The sequence below is a fragment of the Exiguobacterium sp. SL-10 genome (assembly GCF_004337025.1).
In the GTDB taxonomy this organism is placed as follows: domain Bacteria; phylum Bacillota; class Bacilli; order Exiguobacteriales; family Exiguobacteriaceae; genus Exiguobacterium.
On record NZ_SJUP01000010.1, the window covers coordinates 65,917 to 83,965 of the forward strand.

At 54.4% G+C, this 18,049-nt stretch carries 14 protein-coding genes; 3 read left to right on the forward strand and 11 right to left on the reverse strand.

Features of this window, described 5'->3' with window-relative positions; translation table 11 throughout:
- Window positions 1-153 precede the first annotated feature (153 nt).
- The gene (locus EVJ33_RS11570; RefSeq protein ID WP_131437289.1) at window positions 154-1,524 is read right to left on the reverse strand and encodes an MATE family efflux transporter; all 1,371 of its coding nucleotides are present in this window, start codon (window positions 1,522-1,524) and stop codon (window positions 154-156) included.
- Between the two features lie 37 nt (window positions 1,525-1,561).
- Here EVJ33_RS11570 and EVJ33_RS11575 point away from each other — a divergent pair, with 37 nt between their 5' ends.
- Window positions 1,562-2,335 carry a CHAD domain-containing protein gene (locus EVJ33_RS11575; protein ID WP_131437291.1) on the forward strand — a complete coding sequence of 258 codons (774 nt, stop codon included), beginning with the start codon at window positions 1,562-1,564 and terminating at the stop codon, window positions 2,333-2,335.
- Here the strand turns inward: EVJ33_RS11575 and glsA are convergent.
- Both glsA and EVJ33_RS15565 read right to left on the reverse strand, forming a co-directional pair.
- Window positions 2,332-3,273, reverse strand: coding sequence for a glutaminase A (glsA, locus tag EVJ33_RS11580; RefSeq protein ID WP_034781271.1), 942 nt, complete (start codon window positions 3,271-3,273; stop codon window positions 2,332-2,334). The genes EVJ33_RS11575 and glsA overlap by 4 nt on opposite strands.
- Window positions 3,274-3,331: 58 nt before the next feature.
- Window positions 3,332-3,505 carry a hypothetical protein gene (locus EVJ33_RS15565; RefSeq protein WP_201739706.1) on the reverse strand — a complete coding sequence of 58 codons (174 nt, stop codon included), beginning with the start codon at window positions 3,503-3,505 and terminating at the stop codon, window positions 3,332-3,334.
- 111 nt (window positions 3,506-3,616) lie between these two features.
- On the opposite strand from EVJ33_RS15565, the gene hemG reads away from it, so the two are divergent.
- Together hemG and EVJ33_RS11590 are read left to right on the forward strand one after the other, a co-directional pair.
- Window positions 3,617-4,981, forward strand: coding sequence for a protoporphyrinogen oxidase (gene hemG, locus EVJ33_RS11585; RefSeq protein ID WP_131437293.1), 1,365 nt, complete (start codon window positions 3,617-3,619; stop codon window positions 4,979-4,981).
- Window positions 4,978-6,051 (forward strand): TIGR04053 family radical SAM/SPASM domain-containing protein, encoded by a 1,074-nt coding sequence (locus EVJ33_RS11590; RefSeq protein ID WP_131437295.1) that lies wholly within the window; start codon window positions 4,978-4,980, stop codon window positions 6,049-6,051. The genes hemG and EVJ33_RS11590 overlap by 4 nt, the downstream gene beginning before the upstream one ends.
- A gap of 38 nt (window positions 6,052-6,089) precedes the next feature.
- On the opposite strand, the gene clpB is transcribed toward EVJ33_RS11590, so the two are convergent.
- From clpB to EVJ33_RS11630, 8 genes are all read right to left on the reverse strand, one after another.
- Window positions 6,090-8,681, reverse strand: coding sequence for an ATP-dependent chaperone ClpB (gene clpB, locus EVJ33_RS11595; protein WP_131437297.1), 2,592 nt, complete (start codon window positions 8,679-8,681; stop codon window positions 6,090-6,092).
- Between the two features lie 18 nt (window positions 8,682-8,699).
- A complete protein-coding gene (locus tag EVJ33_RS11600; protein WP_131437299.1) occupies window positions 8,700-9,563 on the reverse strand; it encodes a DnaJ C-terminal domain-containing protein in 864 nt (287 codons plus the stop codon).
- A gap of 141 nt (window positions 9,564-9,704) precedes the next feature.
- Complete coding sequence (locus EVJ33_RS11605; protein WP_131437301.1) at window positions 9,705-10,877, reverse strand: CamS family sex pheromone protein; 1,173 nt, start codon at window positions 10,875-10,877, stop codon at window positions 9,705-9,707.
- A 141-nt stretch (window positions 10,878-11,018) separates the two neighbouring features.
- Complete coding sequence (locus EVJ33_RS11610) at window positions 11,019-12,530, reverse strand: DUF7507 domain-containing protein (RefSeq protein ID WP_131437303.1); 1,512 nt, start codon at window positions 12,528-12,530, stop codon at window positions 11,019-11,021.
- A gap of 239 nt (window positions 12,531-12,769) precedes the next feature.
- The gene (gene ligA, locus EVJ33_RS11615) at window positions 12,770-14,764 is read right to left on the reverse strand and encodes an NAD-dependent DNA ligase LigA (RefSeq protein ID WP_131437304.1); all 1,995 of its coding nucleotides are present in this window, start codon (window positions 14,762-14,764) and stop codon (window positions 12,770-12,772) included.
- 9 nt (window positions 14,765-14,773) lie between these two features.
- A complete protein-coding gene (gene pcrA / locus EVJ33_RS11620; protein ID WP_131437306.1) occupies window positions 14,774-16,990 on the reverse strand; it encodes a DNA helicase PcrA in 2,217 nt (738 codons plus the stop codon).
- Window positions 16,991-17,028: 38 nt separating this feature from the next.
- On the reverse strand, window positions 17,029-17,706 hold the full coding sequence (gene pcrB / locus EVJ33_RS11625) for a heptaprenylglyceryl phosphate synthase (protein ID WP_131437307.1): 678 nt from the start codon (window positions 17,704-17,706) through the stop codon (window positions 17,029-17,031).
- Window positions 17,707-17,800: 94 nt separating this feature from the next.
- A complete protein-coding gene (locus EVJ33_RS11630) occupies window positions 17,801-18,037 on the reverse strand; it encodes a hypothetical protein (RefSeq protein WP_131437309.1) in 237 nt (78 codons plus the stop codon).
- Between the last annotated feature and the right edge of the window lie 12 nt (window positions 18,038-18,049).

An 18,049-nucleotide genomic window follows, 5' to 3' on the forward strand; every position in this document is an offset into this window, starting at 1 on the left:
TTCAAGTAGCTTCATCGTTATCATATCAAAAATCAGTATAGTTGTATAGACCAATTTAATTAACAGTTAAACGCCATTTCCCCCATCCTTTGCCCGTCCTGTTTCTCCCTCAAACAACAAAAAGGCTGACGTCGTAACGTCAACCTTTCTCGGTTAGGATGTTTCGTTCGTGAGTGGTTTAGGCTCATATCGTTTGACGATATGGATGAGACGCATGACGAGCAACACGGCTCCGGCCGCTAGACCCGCAATCAACCCAATCCAATAACCGTCCGGTCCGAAGCCGAACTGTTCGGCGAGCGCATAGCCGAGCGGGAGACCGATGACCCAATAGGCGATGAGCGACAAGATGAGCGTCACGTTGACGTCTTTGAACCCGCGCAAAATCCCTTGAATCGGGGCGGCGACCGCATCCGATAATTGGAAGAAGACCGCAAAAATCATGAAGTGAGCCGCGAGTTCCACGACGGCCGCATCATTCGTATAGATGGCAGCAACCCGTTCATTTTGCCAAAACAGAAGCGCTCCTGAGAACAACGATACACCGAGACAAAGGACGATGCCGATTTTGGCATAGCGCACGGCATCCTTCAGCCGCCGGGCCCCGAGCTCATAGCCGACGACGATCGTCAGCGCGCTCGATGCCGACAACGGCAACATGTAGACGAATGACGCGAAGTTGATCGCCGCTTGGTGGGCGGCGACGATATTATCGCCGTATTCACTCAAGAGCAACGTCACCGCGGCAAAGATGCTCACTTCGGCGAAAATGGCGAGACCAATCGGCGTGCCGAGCTTGAGCAACTCTTTTTGTCTCGGCCACATGACACGTTCCACCGACCGCAGGAAGCGATATTCGAGGAACGGCTTGCCGTTCCGAACGAACGCGAACGCCATAAAGAAGAGCAACCAATACGTGATGGCCGAGGCGATTCCCGCACCGACACCGCCATACGCCGGGACTCCGAGTTTTCCAAAGATGAAGATGTAGTTTAACCCGACGTTAATGGGTAACCCTAATAGTATAAGCAGCATCGAGATTCGCGTTTTGCCGAGTGAGTCCATGAGCGTGCGCAGCACGTTGAACAAGAACATCGGCAACACCCCGAATCCGAGGGCGAGCAAATACCCTTTGGCAATCCGTTTCCCTTCCTCGCTCAGTCCCATGCCGTCAACAGCCGTCGGGACGAGAAGGAAGCCGAGCACGAGCGTCGCGACGCTCAGTCCGATCGCTAAGTATACCCCTTGATACAGTGTGCGTTGAATCTGTTGGATATTACGGGCTCCGAGCGCCTGCGCGACAATCGGTGCGACAGCGAGCAAAATCCCGCTTAGCCCCGTATAGACTGGCATCCATAGACTTGAACCGACACCGACGCCGGCCAAATCGACGGCACCGGCCCGGCCTGACATGACCGTGTCAAAAAAGCTGATTAAGTAAAAGGATACTTGTGTCACCAAAATCGGGAAGAAGATGGTGAAGAACAGTTTAATTTTTTCATTAAGTGAATGTGTTTGATACATGGACAACCTCATCTCATTTCAGAAAGGAAAAATTAGAATGAATCAACGGAATGCGGAGAAACTAAAATATGAGCTTTTGGAGACGTGGAATACGTTCAATCATTATATGACCGAGGCGCTCACGTTCCAAAACAGCGAAGACATCCACCAAGCGCGGGTCCACCTTCGGAAACTATTGACGTTCATGCACCTGTACGATACGAAACCTTCCACCTATCGCCAGTTAAAACAGTTGATGGATGCGCTCGGCGCAGTGCGTGACGGGGACGTTCTTCTCGAAGGGCTCGCCGTCGAGACCAAGCTCGATCAGGCTTTCGCCGAACACGTAGAAGCGAGCCGCGCCAAAGACCGAACGATGTTAAATACGCGCGTCACTGAAAAGATGACCCCCTCGCTCGACCAACAAGTTCGTCGCTTTATCGGCGGACAGTTGTTCCGTGCCTTCAAAAAGCAGGACGCCGCGTCATTTATCGATAAAGCGAGGAGTGAGCGTAAACGACGCATCGAGACGCATCGAGACGCGACGGAGATGTCCGACCGGCTCGAAACGCTCCACAAAGTCAGGCTTGCCGTGAAGCGCGAGCGCTATTTAAACGAATACTTGTTGAACTACGAGGAGAGCGCTTCAAAAGATCAAATCCAAAAGCTGAAACGGCTCCAGACCGAGCTTGGCGATATGAACGATCGGCATCAACTCTTGCTACGTTGGACGGAGTTCACTCCACCGGCCACGCTGACCGATGATTACGAACAAGTCTTGCACGAGCTACAGAGCCGGCTCAACGAATCAGTCAACGCCCTCCAACTTTAGCGGGACGTGTAACGCTCGACGAGCAGTTCGAGTAGTTTCATTCCGGCAATCGAGTTCCCTTTCGAATCGAGGGCCGGTCCGAAAATCCCGAAGCCGACATCACTCAGGCCGAGCTCATGTTTACCGGTCGCGAGAATCGCACCCGACACCCCGCTTTTTCCTGGGAGCCCGACACGGACAGCAAATTCTCCAGACGCATCGTACATGCCGCACGTCGTCATGATCGCTTTGACGATCCGGACGACGCGACGCGGAATCAGTTCCTCACCTGTGACCGGGTCTTCCCCATTACCGGACAGGATCCGACCGATACGGGCCAGGTCAAAACAGTCAATCTCAATCGCACACTGTTTCGTGTACACATCGATGATTTCATCAACATCGCCCTCGACGATTCCGTGATGGCGCATGAAATAGAGCAAGGCCCGGTTCAAGTCGGTCGTCTCGTATTCCGAGCGGGCGACTTTTTCGTTGTACGTGATTTCCTCGACCGGGACGTCAAGCAACGTCGCCAAAAACTGGCGAAACTGATAAATCTTCAGTTCCGCCGTGTCCCCTAAGATCATGCTCGTGACAGCGAGTGCCCCCGCGTTGATCATCGGATTGAGCGGCTTCGATGGCACTGTCTCTTCAAGCTTGGCAATCGAGTTGAACGCGTCGCCTGTCGGTTCCATCCCGACTTTCGAAAACACGTAATCTTCCCCAAATTCCATCAAGACGTAACAGAGCGTCAACGCCTTCGAGACGCTTTGAATCGTAAATTTATGATGGACGTCCCCCGCATGTATATATGAACCATCAGGCAGGCAAATCGCCACACCGAGCAAATCGTCCTGTACATGCGCGAGCTCAGGAATGTAGTCGGCAACTTTTCCTTGTGCTGTATACGGACGACACTCGTCGACCAAATGCGCCAACTGTTGTTCCAATACGTTCATCCAATCACCTCGTGTCCGATAGTTTTCAACCGGGTCATCTTATCATATTCCAAGACGGTTAACCATCAAGTGGCCCGTCTTCTTTTTCTGGTTTATACCATTCCTCATCGGCCCAAAGGACCGACGGGTTGTCTTCATCCCCTTCGAGCTTCTCCCCGTGTCGATTCATCGAAGCGATGAAAGCGATAATCCCGACCACGACGATCGTCGCCGTTATACCGAACCAAACCATATGGAGCCTCTCCTTCCCATTCGTGACAAATTTGTCTAGAACCACGTGAGACTTATCCTATGTCTACATCGATATTCTCGGTACCGTTAGGAGAACACTACATAGAAATGGGTGAATCGATTGAACAAGATTGCAATTATCGGTGGAGGAATCACAGGTATGGCTGCCGCTTATTACGCGAAACAAGCCGGGGCGCACGTCACCTTGTACGAAGCGAGCGATCGAGTCGGCGGTAAAATCAAGACCGTCTATCGAAACGGCTTCGTCTTAGAATGCGGACCGGACGGATACATGGCCCGAAAACCGACCTTGACCGAACTGATCACCGAGCTCGGACTCGACGATGATCTCGTCCGATCGATGACCGGAACATCGTATATTTATGTCCGTCAACAGCTTCGACAAATGCCGGACGGATCGGTCATGGGCATCCCGACCAAGTTTTGGCCGATGGTCAAGACCGACCTGTTCACGTGGCGTGGCAAGCTTCGGGCCGGGATGGACCTGGTGCTTCCACGCGTCTACACGGGAACCGACATCTCGCTCGACAATTTTTTCCGAACCCGGCTCGGATCCGAAGTCGTCGATGCGATGATTGAACCGCTTCTCTCGGGGATTTACAACGGGACGCTCGACGATATGAGCATCGAGTCTACTTTCCCTCAGTTTATCACGATTGAACAGAAAACACGCAGCCTGATTCTCGGCATGAAAGCATTGACCCCGCCCGTTCAAGCCGGCGTCAAACCTCGTGAATCCGGGAAATTCCTATCGCTCAGGCAAGGTCTCGGCGTCCTTATCGAGGCGCTTCGTCCGTCGATCGACCGCCTCTATACAGAGACAAAAGTCGCATCGGTCCGGTCCCATGAAGTCACGCTTGCCAACGGGATGACCGAATCGTTCGATGGCATCATTTTGGCGACCTCACCGGATATGCTCGGCCCGATTCTCGGTCTCCCGGAAGCAGAAACATTGTCCGGGTTGAAACGAACGTCTTCCATCACCGTGCTCGCGGCGTTCGACGAGAAAGATGTGGCGGCACTCGACGGGACCGGTTACGTCATCGCCAAAGCGGAAGGGAATGCCTTGACGGCCTGCAGTTGGATGCATAAGAAGTGGCCGCACATGGCGCCCGAAAACAAAGCGCTATTACGCGTCTACATCGGCTCTGCGTTCGTCCCCGCCTTGTTGGCGGAGTCAGACGAGGCCATCGCCGACTTCGCGCTGCGTGAGCTTCGGAAAATTCAACACGTCGGTACTCCGATTTTCACGAAAGTCGAGCGACATATCGATACGATGCCTCAATATGAGGTCGGACATAAACAATACGTGCGTGCCTTCGAAGAGCAGTTGTCCACGCTCGACGGGGTCGAGGCATGCGGGGCCATCTTGCATGGCGTTGGTCTCCCAGACTGCGTCGACTCGGCCAAACAAGCCGTCTCCCGGGTAATGGCGAGACAGGCGGCGTCCGTATGAAGCGAGTCGATTACAATGAGAACCCGTTCATCGTCATCTGGGAAGTAACGCGCGCCTGTGCGCTGTCGTGCGTCCATTGCCGGGCCGAGGCCCAGTTCCATCGGTATCCGGGTGAACTCGATACGGAGCAAGGTAAAGCACTCATCCGAGACATCCACGCGATGGACAATCCGATTCTAGTCTTCACCGGTGGCGACCCGCTCATGCGCGAAGACTTGTTCGAGTTGACGGAATATGCCGCCTCGCTCGGCATGCGCGTGTCAATGACCCCCTCGGCGACACCACGTGTGACCCATGACGCCGTCAAACGGGCAAAAGACGCCGGTTTGACACGTTGGGCGTTCTCGCTCGACGGGCCGGACGCCAAGTCGCACGACTACTTCCGCGGTACGCGCGGCAGTTTCGAGCGGACACTGCGCGGCATCTCTTACTTCCGAGAAGAAGCGATGTCATTCCAAATCAACACGACGGTCACGGAATATAACGTCGACCAACTCCCGGAGATTGCCAAGCTCGTCGGTGAACTCGGCGTCTCGGTGTGGACGTTGTTCTTCCTCGTACCGACCGGTCGCGGGTCGCTCTTACAGCCAATCTCACCGGAACGGCATGAAGATGTGCTCCGCTGGGCGTTCGCGTTGCAAGAACACGTCCCGTTCATCATCTCAACGACCGAGGCGCAGTTTTATCGGCGCATCGCCCGGCAAGAGAACTTGAAACGAAAACAAGTTGGATTGTCGCCCATCGGCCATCCGCATGACGATCTCGCCAAGGCACCCCGCGGCACGAATGACGGGAACGGTTTCGTCTTCATCTCGCATACGGGCGACGTGCAGCCGTCCGGTTTCTTGCCGATCCCGTGCGGCAACGTGAAACAGACACCGCTCGCCGAGATTTACCGGCACCACCCGGTCTTCAAGTCGCTGCGCGATCCCGATACACACCATGGGAAATGCGGCTACTGTGAATATCGCTACGTGTGCGGAGGTTCTCGAGCCCGCGCTTATGCTGTCACCGGCGATTATAAGGCCGAGGAACCGTATTGCATCTATCAACCCGAACCAATTGCATAAACAAAGAGCGCCGGCATCAGCCAGCGCTCTTTCCTTATTCAGTGAGTGACCGTCGCGGGACGAAGCGTCAACTCGTCGTTCTCGACATCGATGACGACTGTCTGGCCGTCCTCGATGTCTCCGGCGAGAATGCTACGGGCGAGTTTCGTCTCAATCGTCCGTTGCACGTACCGGTTGATCGGACGGGCCCCGAACTGTGGCTCATACGCCTCGTCGGCGATGAACACTTTCGCGGCATCCGTAATCTCGATTTGAATCGATCGCGACGTCAAGCGACTGCCCATGCGCGCGACCGCTTTCTCGACGATTTGACCGATTTGAGCACGCGTGAGCGGATGGAATAAAATCGTCTCATCGACCCGGTTCAAAAACTCGGGACGGAAGTGGCGACGGAGTCGCTCGATGACTTGGCGTTCTTCCGCCTCATCGATGATGCCGTCTTTCGCCGCTTCGAGCAAGATGTCGGCACCAATGTTCGACGTCATGATGACGATCGTGTTTTTGAAGTCGACGACACGCCCATGCGAGTCGGTCAAGCGTCCATCATCGAGCAGTTGCAATAAGATGTTGAACACATCGGCGTGCGCTTTCTCGACCTCGTCGAGCAGGAGCACCGAATACGGGTTGCGGCGGACTGCTTCTGTCAATTGACCGCCCTCTTCATAACCGATATAGCCGGGAGGCGCCCCGACGAGACGCGACACGGCATGTTTCTCCATATATTCGCTCATGTCGAGACGAACGATATGGTCTTCCGAATCGAACATCGCCTCGGCGAGCGCTTTTCCGAGTTCGGTCTTCCCGACACCAGTCGGTCCGAGGAAGAGGAACGAACCGATCGGGCGGTTTGGATCTTTAATACCCGCCCGAGCCCGAATGACGGCATCACTGACGAGACGAATTGCATCGTCTTGTCCGAAGACGCGTTGGTGAAGTACCGTCTCGAGATTGAGCAATTTATCCCGCTCGCCTTCGGTCAATTTCGTCACGGGAATGCCCGTCCATTTTGAGACGACCTCGGCGATTTCTTCCTCGGTCACTTCCTCGCGGACGAGTTCACGCGTCACGGACCCGGCAAGCCGTTCCGCTTCCGCAAGTTCGCGCTCGAGTTCAGGGATACGACCATATTTGAGTTCAGAGGCCCGGTTCAAATCGTAGCGGCTCTCGGCTTCTTGCAGTTCGAGTTTCACTTTCTCTAAATCCCCACGGATATGTTGCACGCGGTGCGTCGACTCTTTCTCGTTCTCCCAACGGAGCCGGAGCGCGTCCGACTGTTCGCGAATCGAGGCGAGTTCTTGCTGCAGTGTGTCGAGCCGTTTCTTCGAGGCGTCATCGCTCTCTTTCTTCAAAGCCGCCTCCTCGATCTCGAGTTGCATGACGCGACGGACGAGTTCATCGAGCTCGGCCGGCATCGACTCCATCTCCGTCCGAATCATCGCGCACGATTCGTCGACGAGGTCGATCGCCTTGTCCGGCATGAACCGGTCGGTAATATAACGGTTCGATAAAACGGCAGCCGCGACGAGCGCGTTATCGTGAATCCGCACCCCGTGGTGAATCTCGAAGCGCTCTTTCAAACCACGTAAGATCGACACCGTATCCTCGACGTCCGGTTCATCGACAATCACTTGTTGGAAGCGGCGCTCGAGCGCCGGATCTTTCTCGATATATTGCCGATATTCGTCGAGCGTCGTCGCGCCGATACAATGAAGCTCTCCGCGAGCGAGCATCGGTTTGAGCATGTTCCCGGCGTCCATCGCCCCTTCGGACTTGCCGGCCCCGACGATTGTGTGTAGTTCATCGATGAAGAGGATGATTTTCCCTTCCGCTTCTTTCACTTCGTTCAACACAGCTTGGAGCCGCTCTTCGAACTCGCCGCGATATTTGGCCCCGGCGACGAGCGAACTCATGTCGAGACTGAAAATCGTCTTATCTTTCAAGCTCTCTGGAACATCGCCGCGGACGATGCGCTGGGCGAGCCCTTCGACAATCGCCGTTTTCCCGACGCCTGGTTCTCCAATCAAGACCGGGTTGTTTTTCGTCTTCCGGCTCAAAATGCGAATGACACGCCGAATCTCGCTATCGCGCCCGATGACAGGATCGATTTTTCCGGTCTTCACTTCTTGAATCAAGTCGCGTCCGTACTTCGTCAAGACATCGTATGTCGCTTCCGGTGATTTCGACGTGATCCGTCGATTACCGCGAACGGCGACGAGTGCCTCACGCAATCTCTCCTCGGTTACGCCTTTACGCTCGAGCATGCTTTGCGCTTGACTCTTGTTCATGACGATCCCGAGCAGGATGTGCTCGACCGAGACGTATTCATCACTCATCCCTGTCGCTTCACGTTCCGCCGTCGTCAACACGTTCAACAACGAGGCTGAAATCATCGGCGTCGGCGGCGTTTGAAGTTTCGGTGCGTTTTTGAGCGCCATCGCGACCTCGGCCTCGATATCGGCGACGCTCAGTTCCATTTTTTGAAGTAAGAGCGGCGCGATGCCGTCCGTTTGTGAGATCATCGACGCCAAGACGTGCCATTCGTTCATCTCGCTATGGTGGTACTGTTTCGCAAGTGCCTGCGAGCTGACGATGCCTTCATGTGCTTTATCGGTAAATCGATTGAAATCCATTCTGCTTCCTCCTTAGGCTCAGCGCTCGAGTTGTTCGTAAACAGATCGGTGGGCGGCGTCTAGCGGCAAATCAACTTCGAGTTGGACGAACAGATCTGACCGGACTTTTGAGGCGGTCATGAATCCGCGTCCCGGGATGCGCATCCGTTGACCAGGACGTGATCCCGGTTTGACTTTTAGTTTGACCCGACCGCCATCGAGTGTCGCCACGACGACTTCCGTACCGTCAAGGAAAGCGAGCGGTCGCAACCGTTTGACAGTGATGACGTTCGCTCCTTCCCGCCGATACGTGTCGTCATCGGTGAAGTGGAGCTCGACGTACACGTCGCCACGATCGCCCGATTGTCCGACTTTACTGCTTTTGCCTTTAAGCCGCAGCTTTTGTCCTTCATGGGCGCCTTGCGGGATTTTGACGTTGACCGTTCCCGTCTGTAGGCGCAGGCTCACTTTGGCCTCACTCGTCAACTGACTGAGCGGGACATTGACGCGGACCGTCTCATCGAGGTCTTCCTCGACCGACTGGTCAAAGAAGCTGCCGAACATGTCCTCGAACCCGAACGTCCGCGATGTCGTCCGTGATCCGCCGCCGAATTGACGGAACAAGTCCTCGAACTGGGCCGACCCTTCCCCGTAACCATCGCCGCTGTATCCTCCGCCGAACGTCGGCCCATCCGGACTTCCGTAACGGTCATAGTTCGCTTTCTTGTCAGGATCGCTCAACACGTCAAACGCCTCTTGAATCGCTTTGAACTTGTCTTGGGCACCCGGGTCTTTGTTCACGTCCGGATGGTATTGTTTTGCCAGCTTTCGATACGCTCGTTTAATGTCTTGGTCGGATGCCTGTTTAGGCACGCCAAGGACGTCATAATAGTTTTTTGCCATCTCGTTTCACCTCACCTATCCCTTTCCCGATTCTGTTAAGTCTATTCTACCGATTTGGTCAAAGAAGGTCAAAGATTTTCCTCGTTACTTGTCATACGAAAAAAAGAGGGCATTCGTTTCATCACGAAGCCCTCTTGTTGATTAGAAATACACTTTTGGACTATCCATGTCCTCTTCGAACACGATGGTCACTTCCTGATTGCCACCGAGCGAGGTGACGTTAATGCGTACAGGTACGTTCCGGTTATACTCCCATCGGTTTTCGAGCAGACCGACGACGTGCTGAGTGAAACCGACGAGTTCGGCCCGGCTATAAAACTGGATCGGAATGTCGATTTCAATCCGTGACAACTCCCCGTTCTGATAAAACCCTTTTCCAATCATCCCACTGAAATCCGGGAACACATCGGCGATCCGGTCGCTGAAGAGTGAGAATTTTTGGGCGTCATCGCGCACTTCCGTCGTCGCTTTCGCGGACGGGAAGTAATAATACGTTTCGTCGATGGCTTTCCAGTCGTTCGCTGTCACCTCTTCGGCCGTACCGACGAATGCCGATTTGACATAGTTACCAGGCGTCGGGGAGCCTTGTGGTGCCTTCATATAGAGAGCGACGTTGATGTCGAGATCTTTGAAGTCTTCCCGCTTACGTAGCTGGGCGATAAGTTCGTTGGCCATACGCTCGCCTTCGGCAATGACTTTCTTCTCGTCAAGCTTCTCCGTGTACGTGGGACCAAAGTTCGGCGCTTGGAACACATACTCCTGGTTCAAAATCAAAGCGAATGAGACGCCACCGAGTTCATAACCGCTATCTGTCTTCGTCATGTAATTCTGTTCGACGAGAGACGCCAAATAAAGCGGAGACTTTTTGTTCTCTTCGACGAACTTGGTTTCGGCCACTTCGGCTGTGCCGTTCGCGTACGACGGGTTGAGGGGAACGAGCCCCTCTGCTGTTTTGTCTTTACGACTGAGCAGACGCGAGACGTCTTCGCTCGTCAACAGCTGTCCTTCTTGATACGCATAGTCCCCCGGTTTGAATGCACCGGTCGAATGACGCATGAGTCCAAGTTCGACTTCTTCAAGTTCGAGCGACGAGCTCACTTGGCGCTGCGCCAAGCCTCGGGCCGCGGCAGGTTTGAACGGAATGACCATTTGATAATACGAGTCGCGTGCTTCGATCGCTTGCGTGACCCCTTCAGCCGCCGTCTCTTCGCCCGTCGGTGTGACTTCCTCTTCCCCCATCGGGATTTTCATGGAGCATCCGCCGAGAAAAACTGTCGCGGCGAGAGCTGGGATGATCAATTGTTTCCATTTCATCTATGTCTAAACTCCTTTGATGATTCGTTTCGTTACACTTCGTCCATTATAACAAAATCGTCCGCCGAAAAAAGTGTCGAAGCGGAATCAGTCCCGATTCATAAAAAAACACCCTCCAACTCACGCTGAAGGGTGCCACGTTCACGCTTTCGAGGTTGGACGGCGTCGATGTGTCACGAACAAGAGACCGAGTCCGATCAAGATGAGACCAATGACCGTCCCCCGCGTTTCCGTCGAACCTGTCATCGGCAACGTCGCTTGGTCCGGTGTCACCGGGGTCGTCGGTTCCGGCACATAGACCGATTCATCTTGGTCATCATGGTTATCGTTGTCCGGTTTCGGAATATGTTGCTTCACGTGCACGGTCGCCTCGACCGTCCGCGACACACGCGCCTCACGATTGACCTCGAACGTGAACGTCGTCCGGTTCGTCAAGATCGCGCCCGCTCGCACATCATAGGACGGCAAAAGCACTTTTTCCATCTCAAGCACAACTCCTTCACCTGGTACGAGCCCGTTCTCGATTTCAGCGAGGGCCCGCATACCGTCTCGAAGTGTCTCGGTCGTCTCGCGTTGTTCCTCGGTCGTCAACGCCCCACTCGTCCATTCATCGATGACGTCGACAAAATATAACGTGACGTTCGACGTGTTCGTGATCGTATACGTGTAACGAATTGTCTCTCCCGGGTGCACCGTCTCCGGGCGCGCCGTCTTCGTGACCGTGAAATCGGCCTGATTCAACAAGACGATTTGTTGACTCTCGGCATCGATGACCCGACCGTAAGTATCAGTCGCCGCGACACGGAACACGTTCCCGATTTCAGGCGCGTTCGTTCGGTCATAGTCGCTCGGGATTGTTAAGTGGACCGTCGTCTCGACACGTTCACCTGCAGCGAGGCCGTTTTTCCCGATGAGCGCCATCAACTGCTCACGCACGTCAGCATTGAATGCTTCGACCTTGTCAGCGTCGATGTCGCCACTAAAGAACTCATCCTCGATGGATGTAATCGTGAGTGTCGTCTCGCCTGTGTTCTCGATGACGAACGTATACGGGATCATCCCACCGACGACGGCTTGGTCAATATTTGCCTCTTTTCCGACCTCGAGGCCAATCATTTCGTTCGTCACATCCGTCTCACTCGTCACATCGGGTGTGGCGGACGGTTCAGTCACCTCTTCTGTCACAGGTTCTTCTGTCACAGGTTCTTCTGGCGATGCTTCCGGTTCAACGAGCGGAGGCTCGATTGGTGTTTCGACGTCCGGAACCGTCTCCGTCCCATCGTCACCCGGTTCACTCGACTCATCTGCAAGTTCCTCCATCTCGAACGCATAGACGGCACTCGGAAATGAATACGGAACGCCCTCATTGTTATATAACGTGACTTGATCGATAGTCGTCACGTCGACCTCGGTCGCGTCAATCATGAACCGCCAAACCGTTTCCGTTTCACGAGCCCCATAATACGTCACGTCCGCGTAGATTAGGCTCGCTTCCTCGTACACCTCGATTTCGTCGGTGCTCAACTCAATTTGTGCGTAAATCGTGGTCGGTGTCATCGTCGAGTTCGCATAAATACTATTCGGTGCCCACATACTAATCAATACGAGGACGAATGTGATGAGTGCAAACATACGTCGTTTTGTGTTTCTCATGATGGTTCCTCCTCTAAGGTGTCTGCCAAACTGTGACGAACGTCTGCGATGACACGCTCCGGCACGGGAGAGGAATGGAGGATGATTGTGCGCGAGTCGTGGTGTGAGTTCTTGGTGTCAAAAAGTATTTGTAGATACTATTCATTACCCATCGCACGTTCCAACGAACCCGTCGCCATCTCAAAACCGTTGAAAATCAGGTCAATGAAAAAAAGGCCTTCTCATGGAAGACCTTTCTGTTAAGACTGTTCTGCTAAGAAAGCGAGCAACGCCGCCTCGTCCCAGACTTCGATGCCAAGCGATTCGGCCTTCGTCAGTTTCGACCCGGCCTTCTCGCCAGCGACGAGAATATCGGTGTTCTTGCTGACACTTCCCGTGACGCTCGCACCGAGCAACTCAAGTCGCTTCCCGGCTTCGCCGCGCGTCATCTCATGGAGTTTCCCGGTCAAGACGACCGTCTTGCCGGCGAGTGGGGCATCCAGATCAACTGGTCGTTTTGCACCTTTGAACGTCAAATTGACACCCGCCTCACCGAGGTCACGGACGAGGTCACGGGCTTCCGGCTTCTCGAAGTATAAGGCGATCGATTCCGCCATCTTCGTCCCGATGCCATCGATTGACGTCAATTCGTCGATGGATGCTTCCATGACCGCGTCCATCGTCTCGAACCGCTCCGCAATCAACACAGCCGCTTTCTGGCCGACAAGACGGATGCCGAGGGCGAACAAGACACGCTCGAGCGAGTTCTGTTTCGACTGTTCAATCGCCGCGAGCAAGTTCGTCACCGACGTCTCGCCCATCCGGTCGAGCGCGAGGAGCGCGTCCCGGTCGAGACGGTACAGGTCGGCCACGTTGTGGACGAGCCCGGACGCGTGGAGTTGTGTGATCACTTTCTCGCCGAGGCCATCGATATTCATCGCCGGGCGCGACACGAAATGAATCAGCCCTTCAAGCAGTTGGGCCGGACATTCCGGATTGACGCAACGATGGTCCGCCTCCCCTTCTAACCGGACGAGTTCAGATTCACAAGCTGGACAATGGGTCGGGAAGACGATTTCCGTCTCATCGCCTGTCCGCTCACTGACGAGCGCAGAGACGACGGCCGGGATCACATCGCCGGCTTTCTTGATGACGACGCGGTCCCCGATATGAAGGTCCTTCTCTAAAATGAAGTCCTCGTTATGGAGCGTCGCGTACGTCACGGTCGACCCTGCGACTGAGACCGGTGCGAACCGCGCCCGCGGCGTGACTTTTCCAGTCCGCCCGACACTGAAGTCGACGTCTTCGATCGTCGTCACGACTTCTTCGGCCGGGAATTTATACGCGACGGCCCAGCGTGGACTCTTCGCCGTAAAGCCGAGCTGTTCTTGCTCCTCGTAGGCCGCGACTTTGATGACGATGCCGTCAATCTCGTACGGCAGTTCCGACCGCTTCGTTACGTACGTTTCAATATAGTCCCATAACTCATCGGCCGTATGACACGTCGTGTATTCTTGGCTGACGGCAATTCCGAGACGGCCCAAGTACGCAAGCGACGCGTCGTGCGAGGCGACGAGATCGTCCGTCGAGACAAGCCCGTAGGCGAAAAACGCCAAGTTCCGCGACGCCGCGACTTTCGAGTCGAGTTGGCGGAGCGAGCCTGCAGCCGCATTTCGTGGGTTGGCGAATAACGGTTCCCCAAGGCGTTCCCGCTCATCGTTCAAATGTTCGAACGACCGCTTCGGCATATATGCCTCACCACGCACCTCGAACGTCACGTCCTCGTTCAATCGGAGCGGGATTGAGCGGATTGTCTTCAAGTTTTGTGTGATGTCTTCCCCCGTCGTCCCGTCACCGCGCGTCGCACCACGGACGAACCGCCCGTCTTCGTATTTAAGCGATACGGCAAGTCCGTCAAACTTGAGCTCGGCGACGAAGAGTGGACTGTAACCGAGATCTTTTTCAATGCGTTCGACCCATTCGACGAGCTCTTCTTTCGAGAACACGTTCCCGAGCGACAGCATCGGTGTGTCATGCGTCACTTTGACGAACGCGTCGAGCGGGGCACCGCCGACACGTTGCGTCGGCGAGTCCGGACTGCGGAGTTCTGGATAGTCCGTCTCGATTTCAATCAATTCGTTCATGAGACGGTCGTATTCCGCATCCGGAACACTAGGCCGGTCGAGCACATAATATTCATACCCGTATTGATTTAACTTTTGACGAATCGCTTCAACACGTTCTGCCATCTCCATAGAATCACCTCACGCTTTTTCGATTGGGGCAAACTTGGCGAGCAGGCGTTTGATGCCGACTGCCGGGAACGCGATATCGAGTTCGAGCTGATCGCCTTCGCCACGCGTCTGAACGACCGTGCCTTGTCCCCACTTTTTATGATTTGCCTTGTCTCCGACTCCCCAACCAATTGATTCGGCACCGGACGACTGGGCGAGTTTCGGTTTTGGTTTCGAGCTGAATCCGTTCACCGGAAGTTTCCCAGGCGACTCGACCGGATTCCATGGCATCGGCTTTTTCGCTTTGCCCGACCGCTCTAAGAGCGTCTCTGGCAACTCATGCAAGAATCGTGATTCCGGGTTGTTTTGGAAACGCCCGTATAACATACGCGACTGGGCCCGCGTCAAATAGAGACGCTTTTCGGCCCGGGTGATGCCGACGTATGCGAGGCGGCGTTCTTCTTCCATCTCTTCCGGGTCGTTCAAGGCACGACTGTGTGGGAACAGTCCTTCTTCCATCCCGATCAAGAAGACGACCGGGAACTCGAGTCCTTTGGCCGAGTGCAGCGTCATGAGCGTCACTTGGTGCAACTCATCGACTTCTTCGAGTGTGTCGAGGTCCGAGACGAGTGTCAAATCGGTCAGGAACGCGACGAGCGTCTGTTCGTCACTCTCTTTCTCAAAGTTTTGGGCGACCGAGAGAAATTCTTGCAAGTTCTCGAGTCGGCTCTCGGCTTCGAGCGTCTTCTCGATTTTAAGCATCTCTTCGTACCCTGACTTCTTCAATACTTCTTCAATCAATTCCGAGATGGACAAGTAATCGGCCATTTGACGCAAATCGACCATCAATTGACGGAACTCGGCGAGCTTCGTCGCTGTGCGTGGGGCAATCCCAGACAGTTCGATGTCACGGATCGCTTCCATGAGCGACACGCCTTGCATCCCGGCAAAGTCACCGAGCTTATCGACCGTCGCGGCGCCGATGCCGCGTTTCGGTTCGTTGACGACACGGACGAAGGAAATATCCTCATCCGGATTGGCGATCAAGCGTAAATACGCCAAGATATCCTTGATTTCTTTTCGCTCATAGAACTTCGTCCCACCGACCATCTTATATGGAATGTTCGACTTGAGGAGCATTTCTTCGAGTCCACGCGATTGGGCGTTCGTCCGATACAAGACGGCCATCTCGCCGTAATCGACGCCTTCTTGGCGGAGTTCTTTCATCTGATTGATGATAAAGAACGCTTCATCCCGGTCGTCCGAAGCGACGTGAAGGAGCAATTTCTCCCCTTCAACATTCTCCGTCCAGAGCTTCTTGTCTTTACGACTCGAGTTATTTTGAATGACACCGTTCGCCGCTTCCAAAATCCGTTTCGTCGATCGATAGTTTTGTTCGAGTAAGATGACGTGCGCGCTCGGGTAATCTTTCTCGAACGTCAAGATGTTGGCGATGTCGGCCCCGCGCCAGCGATAGATCGACTGGTCCGAGTCACCGACGACACACAAGTTCTCATGCGCTTGCGCGAGCAGTTTAACGAGCGTATATTGGGCCCGGTTCGTATCTTGATACTCGTCGACGTGGATGTATTGGAATTTCTTCTGATAAAACGCGAGTACGTCCGGTGCTTCTTGGAATAACTGGATCGCCTTCATGATCAAGTCGTCAAAGTCGAGCACGTTGTTCTGCTTCAACTTCTTCTCATACGCCGTATAGACGTCCGAAATGACTTTCTCGTATGGGTTGTTGCCAACGAGTGCGGCTGCGTCTTGCGGCGTGCGGAGTTCGTTCTTATGGTTCGAGATCATGCCGAGGAGCGTCCGCGGCTCATATTTTTTCGGGTCAAGGTTCAACTCTTTGAGCACTTGCTTGATTGCCGTCAACTGATCGGACGAATCGAGAATCGAGAAGTTCCGGTCATAGCGGATGCGATCGATATCACGGCGTAAAATCCGGACACACATCGAGTGGAACGTTGAAATCCAAATATCGTCCGCGACGCCACCGACGAGGCGGGCGATCCGGTCTTTCATCTCGCGGGCCGCTTTGTTCGTGAACGTAATGGCGAGAATGTTCCACGGGGCGATTTGTTTCGATGCCATCAAGTAGGCGACGCGATGTGTCAAGACACGCGTTTTCCCAGACCCTGCCCCGGCCATGATGAGGAGCGGACCGTCCGTATATTTGACTGCCTCCGCCTGCGGGGGGTTCATGCCTTTGACTAATTCTTCACTCAAGTTGTACATAATCGTTTCCTTTCTATAACCAAACGTTTGTTCTTATTTTATCGGAGTGCCGCGACAGTCGCAAGCGCTCCTTCGAAATTGTCATAAATCACATTGCCGACGACAATCGTGTCCGCGTGTTCGGCCATCATCCGGGCCGACTCGTACCCGGTAATACCGCCCCCATAAAACAAATGGGCGTCCGGCACCGCCAAGCGAACTTCTTTGACGAGCTCGACGGACCCGAGTGTGCCGCTATACTCCAAGTAGAGCGAAGGCAAACGGAACAAGCGATGACCTGCTTCCGCATACGCAACCGCCTGCTCGATCGAGAGATTGCTTTTCGCCTCGGTCACGTGAGCCACTTTCGCCTCAGGGTTCAAAACGATATAGCCTTGTCCGGTCACATGGTCATGAAACAAGTGTCCATGCCGTTCAAACGCCTTCACTTGATGACCGATGAGCCAGTCAACCGTTCCAGCATTCAGGACGGTCGGAATAAAATAGTGATCGAAACCACGAATCACTTGCTCAGGATGGCTCATCTCGAGCGCGAGCGGAATGCCGCACCCTTCGAGTCGGGCATAGAGCGCGAATGTGTTCTCCGCATCGACCCCGTCGGTCCCTCCGATGAGGAAGGCGTCCGTACCAGAGCGAATGAGCGCCGCGAGCGCCGAATCATCGAGCGGTTTATTCGGATCTAGTTTAAACACGTGGCGCCACGATTGAAAATCCATTCGACTTCCCTCCCCTTCGATACCTTCTCTAGTGTAGCGATTTTTCCCGTCGCTTGCATCTGTTGAACAAAAAAAAGACTTGCCGAGGCAAGTCTCAAGCACGTCTGGCGTGCGTCTTTTGTTCGCGGGCCGTCATCCACTTGGCGACGAGCAGCGCGAACAGCCCGTACACCGGGATGAACCAAAGCGGGTTGGCCAAGAAAAAGCCGAGCACTGGAATATCAAGTAGCGGTGAATCTGGTGAACAGAGCGCCGTTCCGTTCACGACTGCGATGAACGGCAACACCGGGACGGCGAACACGTAACCGAAATTGATCCAAAAAGCTTTCATGTTCTGATCTCC

What these genes read in the sequence shown, in the direction of transcription:
- EVJ33_RS11570 (WP_131437289.1), bottom strand. Translation starts at nt 1,524, where the DNA reads ATGTATCAAACACATTCACTTAATGAAAAAATTAAACTGTTCTTCACC.
- EVJ33_RS11575 (WP_131437291.1), top strand. Translation starts at nt 1,562, where the DNA reads ATGAATCAACGGAATGCGGAGAAACTAAAATATGAGCTTTTGGAGACG.
- glsA (WP_034781271.1), bottom strand. Translation starts at nt 3,273, where the DNA reads ATGAACGTATTGGAACAACAGTTGGCGCATTTGGTCGACGAGTGTCGT.
- EVJ33_RS15565 (WP_201739706.1), bottom strand. Translation starts at nt 3,505, where the DNA reads ATGGTTTGGTTCGGTATAACGGCGACGATCGTCGTGGTCGGGATTATC.
- EVJ33_RS11590 (WP_131437295.1), top strand. Translation starts at nt 4,978, where the DNA reads ATGAAGCGAGTCGATTACAATGAGAACCCGTTCATCGTCATCTGGGAA.
- clpB (WP_131437297.1), bottom strand. Translation starts at nt 8,681, where the DNA reads ATGGATTTCAATCGATTTACCGATAAAGCACATGAAGGCATCGTCAGC.
- EVJ33_RS11600 (WP_131437299.1), bottom strand. Translation starts at nt 9,563, where the DNA reads ATGGCAAAAAACTATTATGACGTCCTTGGCGTGCCTAAACAGGCATCC.
- EVJ33_RS11605 (WP_131437301.1), bottom strand. Translation starts at nt 10,877, where the DNA reads ATGAAATGGAAACAATTGATCATCCCAGCTCTCGCCGCGACAGTTTTT.
- EVJ33_RS11610 (WP_131437303.1), bottom strand. Translation starts at nt 12,530, where the DNA reads ATGAGAAACACAAAACGACGTATGTTTGCACTCATCACATTCGTCCTC.
- ligA (WP_131437304.1), bottom strand. Translation starts at nt 14,764, where the DNA reads ATGGAGATGGCAGAACGTGTTGAAGCGATTCGTCAAAAGTTAAATCAA.
- pcrA (WP_131437306.1), bottom strand. Translation starts at nt 16,990, where the DNA reads ATGTACAACTTGAGTGAAGAATTAGTCAAAGGCATGAACCCCCCGCAG.
- pcrB (WP_131437307.1), bottom strand. Translation starts at nt 17,706, where the DNA reads ATGGATTTTCAATCGTGGCGCCACGTGTTTAAACTAGATCCGAATAAA.
- EVJ33_RS11630 (WP_131437309.1), bottom strand. Translation starts at nt 18,037, where the DNA reads ATGAAAGCTTTTTGGATCAATTTCGGTTACGTGTTCGCCGTCCCGGTG.